Raw genomic sequence first — 18,941 nt, 5'->3', positions numbered from 1 at the left:
CCGCGTCAGGCCGCCGCGTACTCCTCGGGGTCGATCTCGATCCAGCGGCCGTCCGGGAGTTCCAGGTGGACCTCGGCCACGTCCATGCGATGCAGGACGTGGCCGACGCCGACGTCGAGCAGGTCCGCGAGCGGATGCCGGGCCGCGAACTCGAGCACGGCCGCGCGGGAGAGCGGGTCGCGCAACCGGGTCGACCAGCCGGAGATCCAGAGCTGGCCGCCGTCGGGCGCGGGCACCGCCAGGACCGTCGCCACGTCGTAGTCGTCCGAGCCGGTCAGCGCCCGGTCGGCCGGCGAGTCCACGGCGGTGAGCAGCAGCGGCGATCCCGCGCGGTCGAGGGCGTGCCGGACCGGGTGCGGGCCGCCGGCCCCGGACGCCCGCCGGCTCACCTGGATCGTGGCCGGCACGTGCCCGGAGGCGAGGGTGCGGACGAGCGCGACGAGGTCGGTTGACTGCGTCATGACTGGCCTCCCGGGGTGCGCGTTGTGGTTAGGTTAGGCTAACCTCTCGACAATTCCAACCACTGGAGGCACCGTTGAACCAGTCGCGGCCGAAGGCGAAGCTCTCCCGGGCGCTCGGCATCCCGCTGACGCAGAAGTGCGTCAAGTACTTCGAGCGCCGGCCGTACCCGCCGGGAGTGCACGGCCGCGCCCGCCGCAAGGAGACCGACTACAAGGTCCGGCTGCTGGAGAAGCAGCGCCTGCGGCACCAGTACAACGTCAGCGAGGCGCAGCTCCGGCGCGCCTTCGCGGAGGCGCACCGCGGCACCGGCAAGACCGGCGAGCGGCTGGTCGTGAGCCTGGAGTGCCGGCTCGACGCGCTGGTGCTGCGCGCCGGCTTCGCGCGCACGATCTACCAGGCGCGCCAGGCCGTGGCGCACGGCCACATCGCGGTCGACGGGCGCAAGGTGGACCGGCCCTCCTATCGCGTCCAGCCTTTCCAGACCGTCGAGGTGCGCGAGAAGAGCCGTGCCAAGCCACCCTTCCAGATCGCCTCGGCGGGCGCGCACGTCGGCGCGCGGACGGCTCCCTACCTGTCGACGGCGATCGCGGACCTGCGTACGACGTTGGTCCGGTTGCCCGAGCGGGCCGAGATCCCGGTGCTCTGCGACGAACAGCTCGTGGTCGAGTTCTACAGCCGCTGATGAGATGATGTGCCGTGACCAGCGCACCAGACCTGCCGACGCGGGCCGATGTCGACGCGGCGCCGCTGCGGCAGTGGCTGCGTGACCGCCGGGCCGACGTGCTCGCCGAGATCGCCGACTACGTCAGCGTCGAGACCCCGAGCGACAGCAAACCGCACCTCGACCGCGGGCTCGACTGGGTCACCGCCCGCCTGACGGGTGCGCTGGGAGAGCCAACGGCGATTCACCGGCGTCGCTCCGCGACGCACGGCGACACCCTGGTCGCCGACTTCGCCGGCGTGGGGCCCCGGCGGCTGCTCGTGCTCTGCCACTACGACACGGTCTGGCCGGCCGGCACGCTCGCCGATTGGCCGTTCACAGTGGAGGGTCGCGTCGCTCGCGGCCCGGGCGTCTTCGACATGAAGGCCGGGCTGGTGCAGGCGCTCTGGGCGGTCCGCGCGCTGGACGCCGCCGGCCGGGCGCGACCGCCGCTGCGCGTCGTGCTCAACGGCGACGAGGAGGTCGGCAGCATCACCTCGCGCCCGACGCTGGAGGCCGCGGCCGAGGGCGTCACCGCGGCGCTGGTGCTGGAGCCGGGCATCGACGGCGCGCTGAAGACCGCCCGCAAGGGGCTCGGCCTGCTGCGGATCGAGGTCACCGGCGTCGAGGCGCACGCCGGCCTCGACCCCGACAAGGGCGTGAGCGCGATCGACGAGCTGGCGCGGGTCATCCTCGCGCTGCGCGCACTGGCCGACCTCGACCGCGGCACGAGCGTCAACATCGGCACGATCGAGGGCGGCACGCGGCCCAACGTGATCGCGGGCCACGCCTCGGCCACGGTCGACGTGCGGGTGAGCGACCCGGCCGAGGCGGCCCGGATCGACGCGGCGCTGGCCGCCCTGCGCCCGAGCGACCCGCGCCTGCGGCTCGTCGTCCACGGCGGCTGGAACCGGCCGCCGATGCCGCGTACACCCGGCATCGCGGCGATGGTCGACCTGGCCCGCACCGTCGCGGCCAACCTGGGCGACGACCTCGCGGAGCGCGCCGTCGGCGGCGGCAGCGACGCCAACTTCCTGGCGGCGCTCGGCGTGCCGCTGCTCGACGGCCTCGGCGCCGTCGGCGCCGGGGCGCACGCCCGCGACGAGCACATCGACGTCGACGCCACCGTCGACCGGGCCGCGCTGATCTCGGGAATCATTACGGCCTTCGCCCGGCCGTGAAAGGAACGGTCCGTCGTCAACGGACCGTTCCTTTCAGGCAATGGAAGTGCTAGGGCTGGACGGCGCCTTCCGCGGCCAGGTCGCGGGCGACGCGGACCAGTTCGACCAGGCCCGACGCGTACTCCTGTGACTCGGCGTGTGCCTCGTCGTACGGCGGCTGGAAGCCGACGCCCTCCCATTCCTGGGTCTCCGCGTTCCACAGGTCGTTGCCGACCTCGAAGTCCCAGGCCAGGATGCCCAGCTCGTAGTAGAGCTGGTCGGCGGAGTTGCCCGCCGCCGAGTAGAGCACGTCGGCCACCGGGCCCGTGTAGGACGGCCAGGTGACCGTGCCACGCGAGCTGCGGATCGCGCCGATGATGCGCTTCGCGCTCTCCATGAAGTACGCGGACTCCTCGATGGACGGACGCGGCAGGGTGATCCGGCCGTCGGCCTTGTAGGAGCCGGGCGGCCACATGAAGTAGCCACCGTAGCTGTGCACGTTCATGGCGAACTTGATGTTCGGGTGCGACTCGGCGAGCGCGATGACGTTGCGGCTCTCCGCCTCGGACAGCTCCGACGTGCCGGAGTAGGTGCCCGACAGGCAGTTCGCGCTGCCGCCCACGTACCCGTCGAAGTAGGAACCGACCGTGTAGTTGCGGTTGACGTCGACGCCCCACGAGTTGGCCCGTGCCGGGTCGCGGGACGCGCCCGTGCAGTGGTTGACCAGGTTCTTGCGCTGGAAGTTGTAGTCGTTGAACGCGTAGTTCGCGCCGTCAGGGTTGACCACCGGCAGCACGAACACGTCCACGTTGTCCAGCAGGCTGCGCGTCTCGGCGTCGGTCGCGTAGTTGGCCAGCAGCCGCTCCGCGAACTCCATCGTGACCAGCGGGGTGGCCCACTCACGGGCGTGCTCCTGCGAGTACGCCAGCACGCCGATCTTCGAGCCGTCGCGGACCGAGCCGAGCCGCATGGCCTGCACGGTCCACGGCTTCTTCGACACCTCGGTGCCGTCGAGGCCGTCGTCGAGCCGGGCCGGGCCGGCCACCGGCATGAGCTTGCCGGCCGAGCCGTCCTCGACGAACGCGTTGAACTCCTGCGGGTAGCGGGCCTTGACGAACGCGGCGACGTCGTCGGTGGTGCTGATCGCCGTGCCGGCAGCGTCCGTCGCCAGCGAGACGGTCAACACCCGGTCCTTGTACGTGGCGTTGAGCGGCTTGTTCTTCTTGCCGGGGTTCACCGACTTGACCTGGACGCCGTTCATCTTCTGGTCGCCGAACTTGACCGACTCCACGACGACCGCTGCGTCGGCGGTGTTACCCAGGTACGCGGCGGCGGTGCGGCGGTAGCCCTGGGTCTTGTCGGGCAGGTCGATGACGTCGACGAGCGCCGGGTACTGCCGCTTGAGCCGCTTGATCCGCGCCTGGATGTCGGTCGGCGTCAGGTAGGCGGCGATGAAGTCCTTCTGGTAGCCGGCGGGCAGCGGCGGCGGGGTCGCGCCCGGCCAGGCGGTCGGCCGGATGGCCCGGGTGGTGCCGCCGAGGCTGGAGCTGGCGGTGACGGTCACCGGCTGCGCGGGCACGGGCTGGGGGAGGGCGACGTGGTACTGGTACTCGCCCGAGTCCTCGAAGCGGGAGAGGGGGAACGATCCGGTGGTGCCGTCGGCGGTCTTCCAGGTCACGGTGATCTCGACGTCGGGGTCGTCGGTCGCCGTGGTGGCGACCTGGACGGCGAGGAAGCTCTGGCCGTCGGCGGTCCACCAGTAGGACTGGAGGAACTGCAGGGTGTCGGTGTTCACGGCGAGCGTGCGGGCGGCCTGCCTGCTGGCCGCGACCCTTGCGGAGCCCTCGGTCGCCGTCTGGATGAGCTGGGTGGCCACGGCGCCGCGGGCGGTCAGCGCGGCCAGTTCCTGGTCGGTGACGACCAGGTCGACCTGGACCTGGCCGAGGGTGGTGCGCGGCCGGGCGGCCACGTCGGCGCCGCCGGCGACCAGGTCGCGCAGCATCGCTTCGTCGGGTAGGCGGAAGCGGACGAGTGCGGTTTCGCCGGCGGCGAGCTTGACGCTGGGCCCGGCGGCGGGTGCCGCGGTGTCGGGCGGGGCGGCGGTGCTCGATCCGGACGGGGCGAGCAGCCCGAGGGTCAGGACGGCTGCGGTGGCACTGGCCACCCAGATCCGGCGAGTGGGAGCGGCCACCCGGATCCGTCTGGTTGACATGAAACCTCCTGCGGACATCGAAGGACGTTGGGTCCTACATCAGTCCACAGATCGAGCGATGTCAACCGTTCGAGAGAAACGCCAAGATAACTTCCGGTTGGTCGTCCCAGCGGCCGGAGAGCGCGGCGGGTGGAAGGTCACCGTCCGTAAACCGGCGGAGGATGACGATGCGTAGTTGCCCCACGTGGACCACCGTGTGGTCGCCGTGGTCCTCGATCCGCCGGATCTCCGCGACCGTCGGCGGGGTGCCGCCGGCCACGCCGGTGCCGCGGGCGGTCATGGCCGGTGCCCGTCGTTCCAGGGTGCCGGCGCCGTCGACGTCGACGAACTCCTCGGCCTCGCCGGTGCCGGCGATGATCGCGCCGGCCAGGGCGGCGAGGTAGACCGGGTCGCCGGCGGCGTCGTACACCCAGCGCTTGCCGAGCACGGAGTGCTCGGCCGTGCCGATCAGCCAGGCGTCGCAGCCGGGCAGCGGCGCGTCACGATACGTGAGCGGCACGTGGTGGACCGGGCCCGAGCCGTAACGGACGAGCATGGTCTCGATGCCGACCGACCCCGCGGGGTCGTCGAACCGGAACGCCGCGACCCGCTCGAGGTCACCGGCGGCACCCTGGTGCCAGCGCTGGCGTGGCAGCCAGCCGGCGATCAACTCGAGCTTCGTGGGCGTCACAGTCGCCCGGTGCAGCAGCGCCATTGCCGGATCGTACGCCCGGCGTCTGGGCTCAGGCTGTGGCGGTCAGCCCCACGGTGACCAGCAGGCCCGGGTGGTCGGTGCTGCGGGCCAGATCGACCGTCCGCATGGTCGGCTGGGCGAGGTCACGGGTGGCCAGCACGTGCTGCAAGGCGCCGTCGCCGAGCCAGCGGTAGCCGGCCGGGATGCAGTCCCGCAGGTCAGGCCCGTTGGGCGGGTCGTATCGGAGGTTGAGGTCGCCGGCCACGATCGTCGGGCGGTAGCCGGACCGCCGGTGCAGCGCGGGCAGGGTGACGCCGAACAGGTGCTGGCACTGGTGGAGGGCCGCCTCGGCGTCGAAACCGGCCAGATGGGTGGTGCAGACGTCGACGGCGGCGAGCAGGCAGAGCCAGGCCCGCTCCTCCGGGTCGACGGGGTCCTGCACCGGGTAGACGCCGCCGACGACCTCGTGCGCGGTGGTCGGGCGGCGGGCGACCAGCCCGATCCCGTACGCCTGCCCGTTGCGCCCGCATCGCGTCGGCCCGCCGGAGGGCCGGTCGGGCGCGGCCCGGAACCCGGACGCGACCGGCTCGCCGTGCACGGCCGCGAGCACCGCCCCGAGCGTGTCGACGTCGCCTTCGCAGATCTCGTTGAGGGTGACCACGTCCGGTCGGGTCTCCCGGATGACCCGGGCCGCCTCGTCGATCGACCGGCCGGTGTAGCAGGCGGCCTGCCCGCTGGCGCACAGGTTGAGCTGCAACAGCCGCACGGCGCGGACGGGCGGCGCCACCGAACCACCGAGAATCGCCGCGACCGCCAGCAGCAGGGCGACGAGCACGAACGACCGCCGGGACACCATCGCGAACAGTGTAGGAAAGATCGGGCGCCGGCGAGAACCATCTCCTTTACACCGGTTGCGACGATGGTGGCACGATGACTGTCGAACTGGGTCCGTTTCCGCTGTGTGACCGTTGCCAGGAAACCAACGGTGGGTTGGTGGCGACCCGGCACCGGCAGGTGCACGTCGGCGTCGCCGGCAAGGAGTCCTGTGTGGACCAGGGGCTGGTCGGCGTCGTCGCGACGCTCTGGACCGTGGCCGACACCGTGAGCTGTTGTGAGGACGACGGTGGGCGTGCCGCTGTCGTGCCGACCCCCGAAACGGCTGATGCCGCCGAGAGAGCGCTGACGGGGCTCGGGCTTCGCATCGAGCGGACGGCCGACGGCGCGCTCCGCTTCGCACTTCCCGCGCGGCCCGCTGAAGCCGTGCCTGCGGAGGTTCCGGTCGACGGCGACTTCGTGGTCGGGCTGAACGCCGCCGACCGCGCTCTGTGCGAGGTGGCGCGGCGGCTCGGGCGGCACACCGTGGGTGTGGAGCACCCGGACATCCGGGAGGCGCGGGCGGCGCTGGCCGAGGCACGGCGGTGGACGGCACGGGGAACGATCCGCCAGGTGAGCCTGATCGAGCGGCCGGACGGCTACCTGCGCCCGGCGGGTCTTGCCGTCCGCGGTGTGCTGTCAGCGACCGCCTGCTGGCTCGGCGCGTGGGGGGCTCACCTCGTCTCCGGTGGATCCACAGCGTGGACGGTGGTCGGCGGCATCGCCGGCCTCTTCGCCATGGTGTCGCCGACCGCCCGGGTGCTCGACGTGGTCGACAGACGGCTCGGTCGGCTGGCGGTCGCATGGATCCTCAGCCGGCGGGCCGAGACCCCGGCGGCGGGTCCCGCTGAGTCGACCGTCCTCACTCCGATTCAGGACGCGCTGGCTGACGTCGTGATGACGATCGACTCGGTCCGCCGCGCGATGGCGACTCTGCACGGCCGGCGCATGCGCGCCGCGCGTCACGGGCCACTGGCGGCCGCGGCGTTCTTCACGCACCAGGAGTTCGACTTCCGCCTGCGCGCCGCTGCCGAGGCTGACCTGGCGCTGTGCCTGGCATCCGACGCGCTCGTCGCGTGGCTGCAAGCGCGGCGGGGGTGAGCGGATGAGACCCTCGGCTGCGCTCGCCCCGCGGCTGCGCGAGTCGGCGGTCCGCACGCGGACGCTCAGAGCCGAGCTTCAGCACGGGTCTTGGTTCGGCGGGCCGCCCGCGACGCGGGAGATCGCGAATCTCGAACGCGCGGCCGTCTGCTTGGCCGAGGCCGCCGAAAAGCTGGCCGGCGAGGAGGAGTTGCCCAGCAGTTCCGCGATGATCCGTTCGGCGCTGACGAGCGGGACGGCGGGCGTGGTCGTCGCGGCCGCGCTGCTGGCGGTTCCCGACCCGGGCCGACCCGAGATCATCGTCGCCGCGGTCCTGGGCGGCTCGGTGGTCGGCGAGATCGTCGGCCGGATCTACCAGGCGGTGCGGCGCCGCCGGCTGGTCGCCAAGGCTGCCGCCACGTCGGCGATCCCCTTCGAGGAGCGGATCCGAGAGATCTGCGCGGACGTCGACGGGATGCTGCCGGCGGTCGAGGACCAACCGGACGTCGCCGTGAGCGTTCGCGACGCGCTGCGCCGGCTGACTATTGACCGCGTACGCGTTCGAGAGTGATGGGGAGGTCGCGGACGCGTACGCCGGTGGCGTGGTGGACCGCGTTGGCGATCGCGGCGGCGGCGCCGACGATGCCGAGTTCGCCGACGCCCTTGCCGCCCGCCAGGGTGACGTCGTCGTCCGCGCGTTCCAGCGAGTGCGCCTCCAGGCCGCGGATGTCGGCGTTGGTGGCCACGTGGTACTGCGCGAGGTCGTGGTTGACGAACATGCCCAGCCGCGGGTCGACCACCGTCTGTTCGTGCAGCGCCATCGACACGCCCATCACCATGCCGCCGAGCAGTTGTGAGTGGGCCGTGCGGGCGTTGAGCGGGCGGCCGTGTGCGAACACGCCGAGCAGGCGGTCGACCCGCACCTGGCCCGTGTCGGCGTCCACCCGGACCGCGCAGAAGTGTGCGCCGTACGAGTGCCGCGAACGGTCCGGCGGCGGCGGCTCGGTGGACCCGGTGACCGCCAGGCCGTCGGCCGGCACCACGCCGCCGTGCTCGGCCAGCCGTTCGCGCAGCGCCGTGCACGCCGCGCGGACGGCGCCGCCCCACGACGCCGTCCCGCTCGACCCGCCGGCCAACGGCGCCTGTCCGTGGGATGAGTGTCCGATGTGGATCGAGACCCGGGACGGCGGCGCGTCGAGCGCTTCCACGGCCAGCTGCCACAGCGCCGTGCGGGCGCCCGTGCCCAGGTCGACCGCGCCGACCCAGACGTGGAAGCCGCCGTCCGGCTCGGCCCGGGCGGTCGCCGTCGCGGCCCGCTGGAGGGCCGGGTACGTGGACGCCGCGAGCCCCGTGCCGAACAGCCACCGCCCGTGCCGGCGCATACCGGGCGTCGGGTCGCGGGTCGCCCAGCCGAAGCGTTCCGCGCCGACCGTCAGGCACTCGACGAGGTGCCGGCCCGCGAACGGCAGGCCGCCGGCCGGTTCGACCGCCGGCTCGTTGGCCAGCCGCAGGGCCAGCGGATCGAGGTCCAGCGCGTACGCGAGCTCGTCCATCGCCGACTCCAGCGCGAACATGCCCGGCGCGTGACCGGGCGCCCGCATCACCCGCGGCGTGGGCAGGTTGAGCCGGGCCAGGCGGTGCGTGATCCGCAGGTTGTCGGTCGCGTACATCGTCCGCGTCGCGGCGCCCGTGTGCTCGACGTACTCGTGGATCACCGAGCTGTACTGCAGCGCGTCGTGGTCGACCGCGGTCAGCGTCCCGTCGTGACGCGCACCGAGGCGGATGCGGCTGCGGGTCGCGGAGCGGCCGGGCGACATCGTGAACATCTGCTGCCGGGTCAGCATCAGCTTGCAGGGCCGGCCCGTGACCCGCGCGGCCATGGTGGCCAGCACGGCTCCCGGAGTCGGCCGGACCTTGGCGCCGAAGCCGCCGCCGACGTGCTCGGTGACCACCTCGACCCGCTCCGGCGGGATGTCCCAGAGCGCGCCGAACGCGACCGCCGCCGTCCACGGTCCCTGGTTGGAGTCGTAGACCAGCAGCCGGTCGCCGGACCACTGCGCGATCGTGGCGACCGTCTCCATCGGATTGTGGTGCTCAGTCGGTGTCGTGTAGACCCGGTCCACCACCACGTCGGCGGCGGCCAGCGCCGCGTCCACGTCACCCTTGGCGTCGCTGCCGGGATGGCCGCCGAAGGCCGCCGTGGGCTCTTCCAACGAGGGATCCGACGGGTCGAGCACGACCTTGGCCGGGCGCTCCACATAGCGCACCAGCATCTGCTCGGCGCCCTCCCGGGCGGCTTCCGGCGTGGTGGCCACCACGCCGGCCACGATCTGACCGCGGTAGGCGACGTCCGGCGACTGCAGCACGTGTTGGTCGGCGATCCCACCCTGTCCGAGCCGGGGCGCGTTGGTGTGGTCGAGGACCGCGACCACCTCCGGGTCGGCCAGCGCTGCCGCCGGGTCGACCTCGACGACGCTCCCGTTGGCGACCGTGGCACCGACCGGCCAGACGTAGAGCGGGTCCTCGACCGGGTACTCGTAGGCGTAGAGGGCCGCTCCGGTGACCTTGTCGCGCCCCTCCAGCCGGGACAGTCCGGTGCCGGCGCTCAACGCAGCTCCCGCAGCACGGCCGCCACGAGGTCGGCGGCCAGGTCGAGCTTGAACGCGTTGCCCGGCAGCGGCCGGGCGTCGGCGAACGCCAGCCGGGTCGCCGCGCGCACGTCGTCGTCACCGGGATCGGTGCCGACCAGCGCGCGCTCGGTCGCCCACAACCGCCATGGGCGCGGCGCGACGCCACCGAGCGCGATCCGCACGTCGCCGACACGCCCGGCTTCGACCCGCAGCACCGCCGCGACCGAGACGACCGCGAACGCGTACGACCAACGATCGCGCACCTTCCGGTAGGTGGCGGACGGGGCCGCCGGCGGCGGCAGGTGGACGCCCGTGATCAGGTCGCCCGGTTCCAGCACCGTCTCGATCCACGGCGTGTCGCCCGGCAGCCGGTGCAGCTCGTGGATCGGCACCAGGCGTTGCTCCCCGTCCGGCCGCCGCACCTCGACCACCGCGTCGTACGCCGCCAGCGCCACCGCCAGGTCCGACGGGTGGCTGGCCACGCAGGCGTCCGAGGTGCCGATCACCGCGAGGTCCCGGTGCACGCCCGGGATCGCCGCGCAGCCGCTGCCCGGCGACCGCCTGTTGCACGGCGTGCCGGTGTCCTGGAAGTAGGGGCACCGGGTGCGCTGCAACAGGTTGCCGGCGACCGTGGCCTGAGTGCGGATCTGCGCGGACGCGCCGGACAGCAGCGCGCGGGTCAGCGCCGGGAAGCGGCTCCGGATGCCCTCGTCCAGCCCGAGCCGGCGCCCGCGGACCGCGCCGCCGATCAGCACGCCGCCGTCCGGGCGGTGCGCGACCGTGTCGTACGGCAGCCCGCTGACGTCGACCACCAGGCCGGGGCGGAGCACGCCGAGCTTCATCAGGTCGACCAGGTTGGTGCCGCCGCCGAGGTAGACGGCGTCCGGCACGCCCGCGACGAGAGCGGCCGCCTCGCCGGGGTCGGTGGCCCGCGCGTACCGGAAGGCCCTCATCCGCCGGCCACCTCGCGGATCGCGGCGACGATCCCGGCGTACGCCCCGCACCGGCAGAGGTTGCCGCTCATCCGCTCCCGGATCTCCTCGTCGTCGAGGTCCACCGCAGCCGTCCCGGCCAGGTCCGCGCTCACCGCGCTCGGCAGCCCGGCCGCGGCCTCGGCGAGCATCCCGATCGCGGAGCAGATCTGCCCGGGCGTGCAGTAGCCACATTGGAACCCGTCGTGTGCGATGAACGCCCGCTGCAAGGGATGCGGCTCGGCCCCGTCGGCGAGACCCTCCACCGTGGTCACCGCGCGGCCGGCGACGGCGACCGCGAGCAGCAGGCAGCTGTTGGCCCGCTCGCCGTCGAGCAGCACCGTGCACGCGCCGCACTGGCCGTGGTCGCAGCCCTTCTTGGTGCCCGTGAGACGCAGGTGTTCCCGCAACGCGTCGAGCAGGGTGACCCGGTTGTCGAGGTGCAGCACCCGGTCCTCGCCGTTGACCCGCAGCACCACGTCACCGCTCATTGCCACCACCGTACGTCCACTCTCCGGAGCCGGACGATCACTTGTCGCGGTCCGGTAACGGCCGGTCAACACGTGTTGCGTGATGCGACGCGTGCCGCGCATGATCTCCAGCAAGTCGGACGCAACACGTGTTGACCGGAGGTGCCAGGGTGACGGCGCGGCGGATGGACGTGGCCCGGCTGGCCGGGACCTCGCCCGCGGTGGTGAGCTACGTGCTCAACGGCGGTCCCCGCCCGGTGTCGGCACAAACCCGGGCAAAGGTGCTTGCCGCGGTCGAGCAGCTCGGCTACCGGCCCAACGGCATCGCCCGCTCGCTGCGGATGAGCCGCACGATGACGCTCGGCCTGGTCATCCCCGACAACGCCAACCCGTACTTCGCCGAGCTGGCCCGGGCGATCGAGGAGGAGTCCTTCGCCGAGGGCTACACGCTGCTGATCGGCAACGCCGCGGAGAACGACGAGCGGCAGACGGCGTACGTGCGGACCTTCCTCGCCCGACAGGTGGACGGGCTGTTCATCGTGCCCGCCCACGGTCCCGCCGGCTTCCTCGGCGACCTGGAACGGTCCCGCACGCCGTGGATCTGCCTGGACCGCCAGGTGCCCGGCGCCGCCGCGCCCGGCGTCCTCGTCGACAACCGCGGCGGTGCCTACGCGGCCACCCGGCACCTGCTCGCGCACGGCCGCCGCCGGATCGCCTGTGTCGGCGGCCCGCGCGACCTGATGCCGGCGGCCGACCGGGTCGACGGCTGGCGCGCGGCGCTCGCCGAGGACGGCATCGCGATGCCCGCCGTGCACACCGGGTTCGGCCGCCGCGGCGGCTATGGCGCCGCCCGCGAGCTGCTGGCCGGCCCCGACCGGCCCGATGCCGTCTTCGTCGCCAGCGACGAGCAGGCGGTCGGCGTGCTGCGCGCGATCGCCGAAGCCGGCCTGCGCTGCCCCGACGACATCGCGGTCGCGTCCTTCGACGGCATCCCCGGCGCCGCGTACACGACGCCCGCCCTGACCACGATGGCCCAGCCGTTCGCGATGCTGGCCGCCGCCGCGGTCGCGCACCTGCTCTCCCCACCCGCCGGCCCCACCGACGTGCTGCCGGTGACCCTCGTCAAGCGCGGCTCCTGCGGTTGCCCGGACCCGCCGGGCGGCGACCCGATCAGCGAGGAGGCGGCGGCATGAACCGTGTCGTGGTGGTCGGCAGCGCGAACCTCGACCTCGGTGTCGGCGTGCGGCAGCTGCCGCGGCCGGGTGAGACCGTGCTGGGCTCCGACGTCGTGGCCAGCCCCGGCGGCAAGGGCGCCAACCAGGCGGTTGCCGCGCGCCGGCTGGGCGCCGACGCCGTGCTGGTCGCCGCGCTCGGCGGCGACCGGTTCGGCGCGGACCTGCGCGTCGCGCTGGCGGGCGAGGGCCTGCCGCCGGACCACGTGGTGACCTATGACGACTGCGCGACCGGGATCGCGCTGATCGTGGTCGACGCGGACGGCGAGAACACCATCGTGGTCTCGTCCGGCGCCAACGCCCGGCTCGACGCCGCGGCGCTCGCCGGCCTGCCCGACCTCCTCGGGTCTGCCGACCTGCTCGTGCTCCAGCTCGAGATCCCGCTCGACACGTGCCTGGCCGCCGCCCGCCACGCCCGCCGGGCCGGCGCCCGGGTGCTGCTCAACGCCGCGCCCCTGCCACCGGCCGGCGCGCCGGCGCTGGCCGAGCTGTTGCGCGAGGTCGACGTGCTGGTGGTCAACGAGGGCGAGGCCGCGGAGCTGGGCGGCGACGCGACCGCGCTGCGCCACCGCGGCCCGGCGGCGTGCGTGATCACCCTCGGCGCCCGCGGCGCGGTCAGCGCCGACGCGACCGGCACCCGGACACACCGGCCGTTCCGGGTCGACGCGGTCGACACCACCGGCGCGGGCGACACGTTCTGCGGCGCACTGGCCGCGGCCCTGGCCGAGGGCGCCGAGCTGGACGAGGCCGTGCGCCGTGGGTGCGCGGCCGGCGCGCTCGCCACCACCCGCATGGGCGCGCAGTCGGCGATGCCGATGGCCGCGGAGCTCGACTCTTTCCTCGTCGCCGACTACCAGCGGGAGTGACTGTCTGATGTTCCCTACCGACTACGAGGAGCGCGTCTACGCCGGCGTGCTCGGCAAGGCCATCGCGGTCTACCTCGGCCGCCCGTTCGAGGGCTGGACGCACGAGCGGATCACCCGTGAGCTCGGCGAGATCACCGGCTACGTCAACCACCGGACCGACCTCGTGCTGAAGAACCACCTGCTGGTCGTCACCGACGACGACATCAGCGGCACGTTCGTGTTCCCGAGGGCACTGCGCGACCATGGCATCGAGCCGACCTCCGCCCAGATCGGCGACGTGTGGCTCAACGAGATCCTCGAAGGCATCTCCGTGCTGTGGTGGGGCGGGGTCGGCAACTCCACCGAGCACACCGCATTCCTGAACCTCAAGGATGGCGTACGGGCGCCCGACAGCGGCAGCATCGCCCGCAACGGGCTGGTCGTGGCCGAGCAGGTCGGCGCGCAGATCTTCGTCGAGGGCTTCGCGATGACCCGCCCCGGCGACCCGGAGGCGGCCGCCGACCTGGTCGAGCGGGCCGCCCGGGTCAGCCACGACGGCGAGTCCGTGCACGCGGCCCGGGTGGTCGCGGCGCTGGTCGCCGGCGCGTTCACCGAGACCGACATGGACAAGCTGCTCGACGTCGCGACGGGGCTGATCCCCGCCGACAGCCTGATCCGCCGGGTGGTCGACGACGTGCGCGAGTGGACCGCCGCCGACGCGGAGTGGACCACGACCCGGGACCGGATCGACGAGCGCTACGGCTACCACCGCTACGGCGGCAACTGCCACGTCGTGCCGAACCACGCGACCGTCATCCACGCGGTGGCCCGCAGTCGGGGCGCGTACCCGGCGGCGATGACCGTGGTCAACACCTCCGGCTGGGACACCGACTCCAACGCCGGCGACGTCGGCGCGATCTGCGGCGTGTTCGGCGGCGTGGCCGGCATCGAGGCCGGGCCGGACTACCGGGGCCCGGTCGCCGACCGGATGTACCTGCCGAGCACCGACGGCGGTTCGACGGTCACCGACGCGGCCCGCGAGGCGCTGACCCTGGCGGGCCACGGGCGGGCCTGGGCCGGGCAGCCGGCCCGCGACCTGACCGGGGGAGCGCGGTTCCACTTCGCGCTGCCGGGCAGCGTCCAGGGCTTCACCGTGCTCGCCGGCGACGCGACCGTGCACAACCCCGGCGGCCGCCTGGCGATCGACGGCGCCGGCACCGTCGCCACGCCGACGTTCATCCCGCCGGAGGCGCTGGACATGCCGGGCTACGGGCTGATTGCCAGCCCGACCCTCTACAGCGGACAGACGCTACGGGCCAGGGTCTCGGGCGGATCCGGCTTCCGGCTGACGATCGCGCACTACGCCGCCGATGACGGCACACTGGCCTGGGTCGACGGTCCGCCCGGCGACACCGCCTGGACCGTGCCGGACGTCGGCGGCCAGCCCGTCGTCTACGTCGGCCTGCGCACCACCGGGCCGGTGGCGCTGGAGTCGCTGACCTGGGACGGCGCGCCCACGGTCACGCTCACGGGGCAACGCGGCGACGCCATGTGGCGGCGGGCCTGGGTCAAGGCCGTCGACCGCTGGGACCAGCACTGGCCCGAGCCGTTCCGGCTCGTCCAGAACCGCGGCACGGGCCTGCTCATCCAGGGCGACCGGGAATGGCGGGACTACACGGTGACCGCCGACGTCACCCCGCACCTGGCCGAGGCGGTCGGCCTGGCCGCCCGGGTGCAGGGCCTGCGCCGCTACTACGCGTTGCGGCTGGCCGGCCGCGACCGGGTCGAGCTGGTCCGCCACCTCGACGGCCCGGAGCCGACCGTGCTCGCGGCCACGCCGTACACGTGGGAGTTCGGCGAGACCCACCGCCTGACGCTGCGGGTCGCGGGCTCCCGCATCACCGCCACGCTCGACGGCGCCGAGCTGTTCGACCTCGACGACACCGCCCTGTCCTGCGGCGGCGTCGCCCTGCTGGTCGAGCAGGGCCGCACGGCGACGCAGGCCGTCTCGATCCAACCCGTCACCTAGGCGAGCCAGACCTGTGCGCCACGCACGTGTTCGACGGCGGCTTCGTTATGCTCGGCGGCGGGGAGCAACTCGTCGACCGCCGCCCGGATTTGGCGTAAGCGTTCGGCGGCCGGGACCGTCGGTGGGACGGCGGGTTCGGCGGTGAGTCGGCGAAGGCGAACCTTGGACCTGACCCGACCGAGAATGTCCGCCGCGAGGAAGCCGGCCAGGACGGCGCCGACGATGACTTCGGGGAGACCCGGGTCGGGAATTACCAGCAGCACCGCCGCCGTCACCGCGGCCCAGGTCCCGGTGCTCACCGCGGAGGCGATCATCACGCGTTTGGCCGGCGGCGCCGACCCGGCGAGCGCCGCCGCGGCTTGGTCGAGGTGGGCGGCGGCACGTTCGAGGTTCGCGACGGCTGTGGAACGGTTGGGGCCGCCGAACCACCAGGTGTGCTGGAAGTCGCCGCTGAGCGTCCGTGCGCGGACCGCTGCGTTCCGCAGTCGCGACGCGATCTCGTAAGGGTCGGTGGTCATCGGTTACCCCTGTGGCGCTTCGAGCCAGATGCGGATGGCGTCGGACGCCTGGCACAGGGCCAGGTCTGCCTCGGCCGTGGCGCGCGTCTCGAAGTCGAATGCCTGGTAGGCGAGGAACACCGGGGCCGCCGGGGGCTGGTGACCCCGGCCGCGCATGTGTCGCTCGGCGATCTCCGCGACGCCGCGCCGCACCGCGTCGACGGACTTCCGGATGTCGACCAGCGCGCGATCCACCGGAACGAACACGCCGGGCCAAGGTGGCTCGGCATGAGCGGCTTCGCCGCGTTTCCGCAGGATCCGCGCGACCGTCCACCGACCGACCCGGTTTTCGAGGAAGTTGGTCAGCAGCATGATCGGCACGAGGACGGCGATCACGCCGGCGACGCCGCCGACCAGCGTCCACGCCGTCGATCCCCCCGCGACGAAGCCGGCCGCGGAGGCGGCGCCCCAACACGCCGCAGCCAGCAGCCCGACGTGCAGGACGATGCCACCGGGCCGCAGGGTGCCGCTCGGTCCGCGGAACACGCTGACCCGCCGGACCATCGCGACCGTCAGCCATTCCTGCGCGGCGGCAAGCTGGTTCCGGGCCTCCGTGACTCGCGGATGTTCGATGCCCACGGTGTGCCGGCCCAGTTGTTCGGCCGCCTCGGCGACCGCGCGGCGAGCCACGTCCACCGCGACCAGGAAGTCGCCGTCGACCGACAGGTCCGGCCGCACCGTCCTGGAGGGCGTCGCGGGAAGCGTGAAGCGGAGCGTGCCGTCCGCGGTTCGTTCGACATCGAGTCCGAGGGCGACCAACGCGCTCTCCGCGGCGTTCGCCGTGTCGGCGGTCGGCACGACGTAGGCCCGCCCATCGTCGTCCTCGCAACAGGCGCGCGTGCTGCACAGCGGCCACAGTGCCGCGATCACGCCGGCCAAGCCCTGGTCGACGCAGGCCTCCTGGCCCGCCACGCTGACGTGCACCTGCCGGTGGCGGGTCGCGACCAGCCCGCCGTTGGTCCGCCGGCACCGGTCGCACAGCGGATACGGGCCCAGTTCGACAACCATGAGTCCATCATCGCGGGCCGCGCAATGGTAGAAAGGCCCGGTGCAGAGCGCTGATCCTTTCCTCGACCTCGACGCGTACGTTCGGCTGCCTCGTCTTGGCGGGTTGTGGCTCTCGCCCGACGGTCGCCGGCTCGTCGTCGGTGTGGCGACGCCCGACCGCGAGAACACCCGCTACAGCACGGCCCTGTGGGAGGTCGACCCCGACGGCGACCGGCCGGCGCGGCGCCTGACCCGCAGCGTCAAGGGCGAGGCCGCGGCCGCCTTCACGCCCGCCGGCGACCTGCTGTTCACCTCGGCCCGGCCGGACCCGGACGCCGAGCCCGACGACGACGCACGCGCGGCGCTGTGGCTGCAGCCGGCCGCCGGCGGCGACGCCCGGGTCATCGCGAAGCTGCCCGGCGGCGTCCACGGCGTGCTCGTCAGCGCCGACGGGACCGTCGTGGCCGGCTCGCCGCTGCTGCCCGCGTCCGCCGACCCGGCGGCCGACAAGGAGGCCCGCAAGAAGCGCAAGGACGCGGGCGTCTCGGCGATCCTCCACGAGGAGTACCCGATCCGCCGCTGGGACCATGACCTCGGGCCGGACCGGTCCCGCCTGCTGGCCGCCGATCTCGGGGACGGCGAGCTGCGATTCCGTGACCTCACCGGCCACGTCGGGCGGGCGATCCACGACGACAGCGAATGGGACGTCGCCCCCGACGGCCGCACCGTCGTCGTCACCTGGACGGTCGCGGAGCCCGCCGGGTCGGAGCGGTCCACGCTGGTGGCGATCGACACCGCTACCGGCGATCGGCGCGTGCTCGCCGACGACGCGGGCCACGGATACAGCACCCCGCGGGTCTCGCCCGACGGCGCCCGCGTCGCCGTCGTCGTCCGGCGACGGTCCTCGGCGGACGATCCCGGCGACGCCTGGCTGGCCGTCCTGCCGCTCGACGGCGGGCCGGCGCACGACCTCACCGAGGCGTGGGACAGGGTGCCCTACGGCACGCGCTGGACGCCGGACGGTGCCGCGCTGGTCGTGGCGGCCGACGACAGCGGGCGCGCGCCACTGTGGCGGGTCGACGCCACCACCGGCGAGGTCACCCGGCTGACCCAGGACGACGGCGCCTACACCGACATCCGGATCGCGCCGGACGGGCGCTGGGTCTACGCGCTGCGCAACGCGATCGACAGCCCGCCCACCCCGGTCCGGGTGCCGCTGGGCGCCGCGACGGGCGTGGAGCCGCTCCCGGGACCGGCCGAGCCCATCCAGGTGCCGGGCCGCGTCGCGGAGGTCACCGCCACCGCCGCCGACGGCACCCCGCTGCGTGCCTGGCTCGCGCTGCCGCGCACGGACGGGCCCGCGCCCCTGCTGCTCTGGATCCACGGCGGTCCGCTCGGCTCCTGGAACGGGTGGACCTGGCGCTGGAACCCGTGGATCGCGGTCGCGCACGGCTACGCGGTGCTGATGCCGGACCCGGCGCTGTCCACCGGCTACGGGCACGAGTTCGTCAAGCGTGGCTGGGGGAGCTGGGGCGACGCGCCGTACACGGACCTGCTGGCTCTCACCGACGCCGCCGTGGCGCGCCCGGACGTCGACGAGACGCGGACCGCGGCGATGGGCGGCTCGTTCGGCGGCTACATGGCCAACTGGATCGCCGGGCACACCGACCGGTTCGACGCGATCGTCACGCACGCGTCCCTGTGGGCGCTCGACCAGATGATGACCACGACGGACGCGGCGTTCTACTGGGCGCGCGAGTTCACCGCCGAGCGCCTGGCGGCCAACTCACCGCACGCCTTCGTCGACGCGATCACGACGCCGATGCTGGTCATCCACGGCGACAAGGACTACCGCGTCCCGATCGGCGAGGCCCTGCGCCTCTGGTGGGACCTGCTGTCGCGGTCGGGGGACGACCGACACAAGTTCCTCTACTTCCCCGACGAGAACCACTGGATCCTCAAACCCGGCAACGCCAAGGCCTGGTACGCGACCGTGCTCGCGTTCCTGGCCCAGCACGTCAAGGGCGAACAGTGGCGGCGCCCGGAGCTGCTCGGCTGAG

At 73.6% G+C, this 18,941-nt stretch carries 17 protein-coding genes; 8 read left to right on the top strand and 9 right to left on the bottom strand.

All coding sequences use genetic code 11. The features are described from left to right. Positions 1–5 precede the first annotated feature (5 nt). The gene (locus Air01nite_RS08480; protein WP_203701405.1) at positions 6–461 is read right to left on the bottom strand and encodes a hypothetical protein; all 456 of its coding nucleotides are present in this window, start codon (positions 459–461) and stop codon (positions 6–8) included. Positions 462–535: 74 nt separating this feature from the next. Here Air01nite_RS08480 and rpsD point away from each other — a divergent pair, with 74 nt between their 5' ends. Together rpsD and Air01nite_RS08470 are read left to right on the top strand one after the other, a co-directional pair. Further along, positions 536–1,144 carry a 30S ribosomal protein S4 gene (gene rpsD, locus Air01nite_RS08475; protein ID WP_203701404.1) on the top strand — a complete coding sequence of 203 codons (609 nt, stop codon included), beginning with the start codon at positions 536–538 and terminating at the stop codon, positions 1,142–1,144. Positions 1,145–1,158: 14 nt separating this feature from the next. Continuing rightward, positions 1,159–2,343 carry a M20 family metallopeptidase gene (locus tag Air01nite_RS08470; RefSeq protein ID WP_203701403.1) on the top strand — a complete coding sequence of 395 codons (1,185 nt, stop codon included), beginning with the start codon at positions 1,159–1,161 and terminating at the stop codon, positions 2,341–2,343. Between the two features lie 49 nt (positions 2,344–2,392). Here Air01nite_RS08470 and Air01nite_RS08465 read toward each other — a convergent pair whose 3' ends face one another. The 3 genes from Air01nite_RS08465 to Air01nite_RS08455 all read right to left on the bottom strand — a co-directional run bounded on the left by Air01nite_RS08465 (position 2,393) and on the right by Air01nite_RS08455 (position 6,063). Beyond that, positions 2,393–4,534, bottom strand: a complete 2,142-nt coding sequence (locus Air01nite_RS08465) for a M14 family zinc carboxypeptidase (protein WP_203701402.1) — start codon at positions 4,532–4,534, stop codon at positions 2,393–2,395. Between the two features lie 61 nt (positions 4,535–4,595). Further along, positions 4,596–5,228: a CG0192-related protein gene (locus Air01nite_RS08460; RefSeq protein WP_203701401.1), complete on the bottom strand. Its 633-nt coding sequence runs from the start codon at positions 5,226–5,228 to the stop codon at positions 4,596–4,598. Between the two features lie 28 nt (positions 5,229–5,256). Next, a complete protein-coding gene (locus Air01nite_RS08455; RefSeq protein ID WP_203701400.1) occupies positions 5,257–6,063 on the bottom strand; it encodes an endonuclease/exonuclease/phosphatase family protein in 807 nt (268 codons plus the stop codon). Between the two features lie 74 nt (positions 6,064–6,137). On the opposite strand from Air01nite_RS08455, the gene Air01nite_RS08450 reads away from it, so the two are divergent. Both Air01nite_RS08450 and Air01nite_RS08445 read left to right on the top strand, forming a co-directional pair. Next, a complete protein-coding gene (locus Air01nite_RS08450; RefSeq protein ID WP_203701399.1) occupies positions 6,138–7,181 on the top strand; it encodes a hypothetical protein in 1,044 nt (347 codons plus the stop codon). Between the two features lie 4 nt (positions 7,182–7,185). Continuing rightward, positions 7,186–7,731: a hypothetical protein gene (locus Air01nite_RS08445; protein ID WP_203701398.1), complete on the top strand. Its 546-nt coding sequence runs from the start codon at positions 7,186–7,188 to the stop codon at positions 7,729–7,731. Here Air01nite_RS08445 and Air01nite_RS08440 read toward each other — a convergent pair. From Air01nite_RS08440 to Air01nite_RS08430, 3 genes are read right to left on the bottom strand one after another with little or no spacing between them, the layout of a single operon-like run. After that, the gene (locus Air01nite_RS08440; protein WP_203701397.1) at positions 7,703–9,769 is read right to left on the bottom strand and encodes a xanthine dehydrogenase family protein molybdopterin-binding subunit; all 2,067 of its coding nucleotides are present in this window, start codon (positions 9,767–9,769) and stop codon (positions 7,703–7,705) included. The genes Air01nite_RS08445 and Air01nite_RS08440 overlap by 29 nt on opposite strands. Beyond that, a complete protein-coding gene (locus Air01nite_RS08435; RefSeq protein ID WP_203701396.1) occupies positions 9,766–10,743 on the bottom strand; it encodes an FAD binding domain-containing protein in 978 nt (325 codons plus the stop codon). The genes Air01nite_RS08440 and Air01nite_RS08435 overlap by 4 nt, the downstream gene beginning before the upstream one ends. Then, complete coding sequence (locus tag Air01nite_RS08430) at positions 10,740–11,252, bottom strand: 2Fe-2S iron-sulfur cluster-binding protein (protein ID WP_203701395.1); 513 nt, start codon at positions 11,250–11,252, stop codon at positions 10,740–10,742. Before Air01nite_RS08430 ends, Air01nite_RS08435 begins: the two co-directional genes overlap by 4 nt. 149 nt (positions 11,253–11,401) lie before the next feature. Between Air01nite_RS08430 and Air01nite_RS08425 the strand changes: the two genes are divergently transcribed. The 3 genes from Air01nite_RS08425 to Air01nite_RS08415 are packed head-to-tail and all read left to right on the top strand — an operon-like array spanning position 11,402 to position 15,337. Further along, positions 11,402–12,424 carry a LacI family DNA-binding transcriptional regulator gene (locus tag Air01nite_RS08425; RefSeq protein ID WP_203701394.1) on the top strand — a complete coding sequence of 341 codons (1,023 nt, stop codon included), beginning with the start codon at positions 11,402–11,404 and terminating at the stop codon, positions 12,422–12,424. Continuing rightward, positions 12,421–13,329: a ribokinase gene (locus Air01nite_RS08420; protein WP_203701393.1), complete on the top strand. Its 909-nt coding sequence runs from the start codon at positions 12,421–12,423 to the stop codon at positions 13,327–13,329. The genes Air01nite_RS08425 and Air01nite_RS08420 overlap by 4 nt, the downstream gene beginning before the upstream one ends. A 7-nt stretch (positions 13,330–13,336) precedes the next feature. Beyond that, positions 13,337–15,337, top strand: a complete 2,001-nt coding sequence (locus Air01nite_RS08415) for an ADP-ribosylglycohydrolase family protein (protein ID WP_203701392.1) — start codon at positions 13,337–13,339, stop codon at positions 15,335–15,337. Here Air01nite_RS08415 and Air01nite_RS08410 read toward each other — a convergent pair. Both Air01nite_RS08410 and Air01nite_RS08405 read right to left on the bottom strand, forming a co-directional pair. Beyond that, positions 15,334–15,855, bottom strand: a complete 522-nt coding sequence (locus Air01nite_RS08410; protein ID WP_203701391.1) for a hypothetical protein — start codon at positions 15,853–15,855, stop codon at positions 15,334–15,336. The genes Air01nite_RS08415 and Air01nite_RS08410 overlap by 4 nt on opposite strands. A gap of 3 nt (positions 15,856–15,858) precedes the next feature. Continuing rightward, the gene (locus Air01nite_RS08405) at positions 15,859–16,902 is read right to left on the bottom strand and encodes a hypothetical protein (protein WP_203701390.1); all 1,044 of its coding nucleotides are present in this window, start codon (positions 16,900–16,902) and stop codon (positions 15,859–15,861) included. Positions 16,903–16,942: 40 nt separating this feature from the next. On the opposite strand from Air01nite_RS08405, the gene Air01nite_RS08400 reads away from it, so the two are divergent. Next, positions 16,943–18,940, top strand: a complete 1,998-nt coding sequence (locus Air01nite_RS08400) for a prolyl oligopeptidase family serine peptidase (protein ID WP_203701389.1) — start codon at positions 16,943–16,945, stop codon at positions 18,938–18,940. Position 18,941 lies beyond the last annotated feature (1 nt).

Origin of the sequence: Asanoa iriomotensis (assembly GCF_016862515.1) — a bacterium.
In the GTDB taxonomy this organism is placed as follows: domain Bacteria; phylum Actinomycetota; class Actinomycetes; order Mycobacteriales; family Micromonosporaceae; genus Asanoa; species Asanoa iriomotensis.
The sequence above is the reverse complement of the archived record's forward strand: the minus strand, read 5'-3'. Positions and strand labels throughout refer to the sequence as shown.

Bases quoted from the DNA above. Each gene is read 5' to 3' on its own strand.
- Air01nite_RS08480 (WP_203701405.1), bottom strand. From the start codon at position 461: ATGACGCAGTCAACCGACCTCGTCGCGCTCGTCCGCACCCTCGCCTCC.
- Air01nite_RS08465 (WP_203701402.1), bottom strand. From the start codon at position 4,534: ATGTCAACCAGACGGATCCGGGTGGCCGCTCCCACTCGCCGGATCTGG.
- Air01nite_RS08460 (WP_203701401.1), bottom strand. From the start codon at position 5,228: ATGGCGCTGCTGCACCGGGCGACTGTGACGCCCACGAAGCTCGAGTTG.
- Air01nite_RS08455 (WP_203701400.1), bottom strand. From the start codon at position 6,063: ATGGTGTCCCGGCGGTCGTTCGTGCTCGTCGCCCTGCTGCTGGCGGTC.
- Air01nite_RS08450 (WP_203701399.1), top strand. From the start codon at position 6,138: ATGACTGTCGAACTGGGTCCGTTTCCGCTGTGTGACCGTTGCCAGGAA.
- Air01nite_RS08445 (WP_203701398.1), top strand. From the start codon at position 7,186: ATGAGACCCTCGGCTGCGCTCGCCCCGCGGCTGCGCGAGTCGGCGGTC.
- Air01nite_RS08435 (WP_203701396.1), bottom strand. From the start codon at position 10,743: ATGAGGGCCTTCCGGTACGCGCGGGCCACCGACCCCGGCGAGGCGGCC.
- Air01nite_RS08430 (WP_203701395.1), bottom strand. From the start codon at position 11,252: ATGAGCGGTGACGTGGTGCTGCGGGTCAACGGCGAGGACCGGGTGCTG.
- Air01nite_RS08420 (WP_203701393.1), top strand. From the start codon at position 12,421: ATGAACCGTGTCGTGGTGGTCGGCAGCGCGAACCTCGACCTCGGTGTC.
- Air01nite_RS08415 (WP_203701392.1), top strand. From the start codon at position 13,337: ATGTTCCCTACCGACTACGAGGAGCGCGTCTACGCCGGCGTGCTCGGC.
- Air01nite_RS08410 (WP_203701391.1), bottom strand. From the start codon at position 15,855: ATGACCACCGACCCTTACGAGATCGCGTCGCGACTGCGGAACGCAGCG.
- Air01nite_RS08405 (WP_203701390.1), bottom strand. From the start codon at position 16,902: ATGGTTGTCGAACTGGGCCCGTATCCGCTGTGCGACCGGTGCCGGCGG.